Annotated in this window: 3 protein-coding genes and 1 CRISPR repeat array; all 3 genes read left to right on the top strand. The window is 37.7% G+C overall.

Features of this window, described 5'->3' with window-relative positions:
• Positions 1-2 precede the first annotated feature (2 nt).
• The 3 genes from cas4 to cas2 are packed head-to-tail and all read left to right on the top strand — an operon-like array spanning position 3 to position 1,777.
• Positions 3-500: a CRISPR-associated protein Cas4 gene (gene cas4 / locus M3N64_RS13850; protein ID WP_249104223.1), complete on the top strand. Its 498-nt coding sequence runs from the start codon at positions 3-5 to the stop codon at positions 498-500.
• Positions 501-1,487, top strand: a complete 987-nt coding sequence (cas1b, locus tag M3N64_RS13845; RefSeq protein WP_249104218.1) for a type I-B CRISPR-associated endonuclease Cas1b — start codon at positions 501-503, stop codon at positions 1,485-1,487.
• A 26-nt stretch (positions 1,488-1,513) separates the two neighbouring features.
• Complete coding sequence (gene cas2 / locus M3N64_RS13840) at positions 1,514-1,777, top strand: CRISPR-associated endonuclease Cas2 (RefSeq protein WP_249104215.1); 264 nt, start codon at positions 1,514-1,516, stop codon at positions 1,775-1,777.
• Positions 1,778-1,951: 174 nt separating this feature from the next.
• A CRISPR array of direct repeats spans positions 1,952-4,192; the repeat unit is 29 nt; unit sequence CTTTTATCTGAACGAAGTGGGATATAAAG.
• Positions 4,193-4,198 lie beyond the last annotated feature (6 nt).

The raw sequence follows: 4,198 nt of genomic DNA, 5'->3' as shown, positions 1-4,198 counted from the left end.
TGATTGGCGGTCTTCATATTCAATATTATATTGTATGTAAACGGAAACTTTGGCTTTACTCAAAGAACTTGGGTGTTGAGCTTGATAGCGATCGAATAGTAGAAGGAGCTATTCTCCATGATCGAGCTTATCGTCAAATCAAGGAACGCGATATTCACATTGACAATCAATTGCAAATTGATGCAATGGATAAGCATTATGTCCGTGAAGTTAAAAATTCGAGCAAAATGAATCAATCCGATCATTGGCAATTACTTTATTACCTGTATGAATTAAAAAAGAGAGGAGTGGAAAAGAAGGGACTGATTCAATATACGAAAGAGCGGAAAAATGAGGAAGTCGAATTGACGCAGAGTGACATAGAGAGACTTGAACAAATGACAAAAGAAATAGAAGGGATAATACATCAACCGCATCCTCCTAAGCTGGTAAAAAAACGTTATTGCCGAAACTGTGCATATTATGATTTTTGTTTTGCAGGAGAGGAAAGTGAAGAGTGAATGGAAAAAAATTATTATGTTTTTTCAAAAGGAAGATTAAAGCGCGAAGACAATACGCTGTATTTTCTAAATGAAGAAACAGGAAAGAAAAAATATTTACCAATTGAACAAGTAGATAACATTTATATTTTTGGAGAAGTCGATTTGAATACTTCCTTTCTCCAACTTCTCCAGGAATATGACGTCCGAGTTCATTTTTTTAACTATTATGGATTTTATACGGGAACATTTTATCCGCGTTCCAAAAAGGTATCCGGATTCACGGTAGTTAATCAATCAGCACATTATTTAAATAAAGAAAAACGGCAATTTGTTGCGCAGTCGTTCATTCACTCAGCTGCTTTTCATATGATACGCAATTTGAGACATTATAAGCCGGCTACAGATCAGTACATAGACGGTCTAGTTAATTTATCTCAGCAGATAGATGACACGAAATCAATTTCACCATTGATGGGAATTGAAGGGAATATTCATCAGATTTATTACCAATCATTTAATGAGTTTTTACCTAAAGAATTTGCATTTGACACACGGATAAAACGTCCACCTCAGGATCCACTAAATGCGTTGATCTCATTTGGCAACAGCATGTGTTACACTACCGTTTTAAGCGAGATATATAAGACACACTTGGACCCCACAGTCAGTTTTTTACATGAGCCTTCTACCAAAAGATTCTCTTTAAGTTTAGATATTGCGGAGATTTTTAAACCATTACTGGTTGATCCTCTCATTTTTAAATTGTTGAATAAAAAAATGTTGAAATCATCCGATTTTCGAAATTTAGATAATCTGATTCTACTAAGTGACTCAGGACGTAAGAAAGTAATCCAAGCTTGGGAAGAACGATTGTTGACAACGATTAAGCACCGAAAATTAAAACGGCAAGTTTCCTATCGTTACTTAATGCGCCTGGAGTGCTATAAGTTAATTAAGCATTTTTTAGGTGATACAGTGTACAAGCCCCTGAAAGCATGGTGGTGAGTACTAAAGAAAATGAGGTGGTCATATTGTTCGTAATTGTTACTTACGATGTAGAAGTTAAACGGATAAACAAGATCAGAAAAAAACTTAAAGAATATCTTGTTTGGACCCAAAACTCTGTTTTTGAAGGGGAAATTACAAAAGGTAAATTAGATCGATGCTTAAATGAGCTAACCAAAATTATGAAAGAAAACATTGATTCGCTTTATATTTATAAGGTGGAAAATCCAAAACATATTAAGAAAGATATATATGGGCAAGAAAAGAGTTTTGATGATATGTTTCTTTGAATAAATTGCAGTGGAACCATATTTTTCCAAAATGAATAGAACGACTACTATAATTCGATTAATGACATGTTTTTATATTTGATGTGTAATACGATTGATCAGTTAATGCAGAATTATTTTCACATGGTATAATAAACATTGATTTAAAGCCTTTTTAAACGCTGAAATGAACGCCTTTTATCTGAACGAAGTGGGATATAAAGAAAGAAGCGCGTAAAGAGTTGGAACATTTAGGCGTGTCCTTTTATCTGAACGAAGTGGGATATAAAGATAGTCATCTTGAGGAAAAGAGCAAGTCTGAAGCTCTTTTATCTGAACGAAGTGGGATATAAAGGTCTATGCAACGACCAGACGCGCAGGTTCTGGACGGCTTTTATCTGAACGAAGTGGGATATAAAGCGTTGTGGACGGTTTAGCGGCTACGGTAACTGTTGCTCTTTTATCTGAACGAAGTGGGATATAAAGGTTATTCCAAGGCTTAGGGTTAGCGGAAGTTGCCCAGCTTTTATCTGAACGAAGTGGGATATAAAGTCGTTAGCAATTGCCGCAGAACGTTTTGCCAGCAACCTTTTATCTGAACGAAGTGGGATATAAAGTGAAAATTAACAAAATCCACGTAGTTAATCGTTTTCACTTTTATCTGAACGAAGTGGGATATAAAGTTGAATTGCTGCGTAATTATTAGCAATGCGTTCTTCTTTTATCTGAACGAAGTGGGATATAAAGTGAATAGTTGCTTTTGCATTTCGTCTTTCTTACCACTTTTATCTGAACGAAGTGGGATATAAAGGTCTCATCTTGCAAATAGGTCGCGTCATTGCTTGTCCTTTTATCTGAACGAAGTGGGATATAAAGCCTCTAATAATTCTTTCAGTTCTTCCCTCGGCGACATCTTTTATCTGAACGAAGTGGGATATAAAGTGTTGCCGGAGCGGGTCGCCTTTATGGATACTCTCAACTTTTATCTGAACGAAGTGGGATATAAAGTAGACTTAAGCAGTACGTCAATCAACTTGGGCAGCCCCTTTTATCTGAACGAAGTGGGATATAAAGGATTTGGTTCTTGCCTTCATTGGCCTGTAAGAACTTTTATCTGAACGAAGTGGGATATAAAGTCTGTATTAACCGAAGAAAATGTTAACCAATACAAACTTTTATCTGAACGAAGTGGGATATAAAGACATGCGTGTCACACTTGAGGATTATGAGAAAGACCTTTTATCTGAACGAAGTGGGATATAAAGGTCTTATCAGAGAGCAAGAGAAGCGGCCGGGATCCTGCTTTTATCTGAACGAAGTGGGATATAAAGTCGGCAGGTTAAGCACACCAAGATAGTGCTGCACCTGCTTTTATCTGAACGAAGTGGGATATAAAGAACATTTGTGCCGCTTCCTTTGCTTTAACCGCTGGACTTTTATCTGAACGAAGTGGGATATAAAGGTTTGATCAATAGGATCGTCTATCCAAATAGCCGGCTTTTATCTGAACGAAGTGGGATATAAAGTTAAATCAATCAGTGTCAGCTCCACATCATCCGGATTCTTTTATCTGAACGAAGTGGGATATAAAGATCAGTTATACGAGTTGCTTGTCTCCTTTTACCATCTTTTATCTGAACGAAGTGGGATATAAAGCCGGAACCACAGGGCGTAGAGACGGCTCTGATTGCTCCTTTTATCTGAACGAAGTGGGATATAAAGATAGTTATGCTTATTGGCTTTTTACCGCAGATTGCCTTTTATCTGAACGAAGTGGGATATAAAGATCATCTTACCTACTTCATCGCGCATTACCCGAGATGCTTTTATCTGAACGAAGTGGGATATAAAGCAACCGGAGTCGGTTCTTCATACCACTTAGCGTCACCCTTTTATCTGAACGAAGTGGGATATAAAGGTGAGCATTGCAAAACCTGCCGCGATCTGTGGCAGCTTTTATCTGAACGAAGTGGGATATAAAGGCGTCATCTGGTTTAAAACGTCCTCAGGCAGCCAGTCTTTTATCTGAACGAAGTGGGATATAAAGTTCAACCGCCAGTCTTTCGTTGATCCGCCGTCGTGCTTTTATCTGAACGAAGTGGGATATAAAGTTGACGCGAAGGAGACCAAACGCCCAAGTCTGCCACCTTTTATCTGAACGAAGTGGGATATAAAGGTTTTTCAAACCACGAACAGCAATGGGCAGCTGTCCTTTTATCTGAACGAAGTGGGATATAAAGCACTGTACAATAATTAGTTTTTGTTTACTTCTTGTCTTTTATCTGAACGAAGTGGGATATAAAGACATGATGAAGGGGATTGCCGTTATCCAAAAAGTGGCCTTTTATCTGAACGAAGTGGGATATAAAGCTGATGCTCTGAACTCATCAGGCGTGTCGTCGTCGAACTTTTATCTGAACGAAGTGGGATATAAAGTCGGTT

The sequence above is a fragment of the Sporolactobacillus mangiferae genome (assembly GCF_023336505.1).
Taxonomy (GTDB): Bacteria; Bacillota; Bacilli; order Bacillales; family Sporolactobacillaceae; genus Sporolactobacillus; species Sporolactobacillus mangiferae.
Note: the sequence above shows the minus strand (reverse complement) of the source record. Positions and strands in the feature narration are given on the sequence as shown.

What these genes read in the sequence shown, in the direction of transcription:
- cas1b (WP_249104218.1), top strand. Translation starts at nt 501, where the DNA reads ATGGAAAAAAATTATTATGTTTTTTCAAAAGGAAGATTAAAGCGCGAA.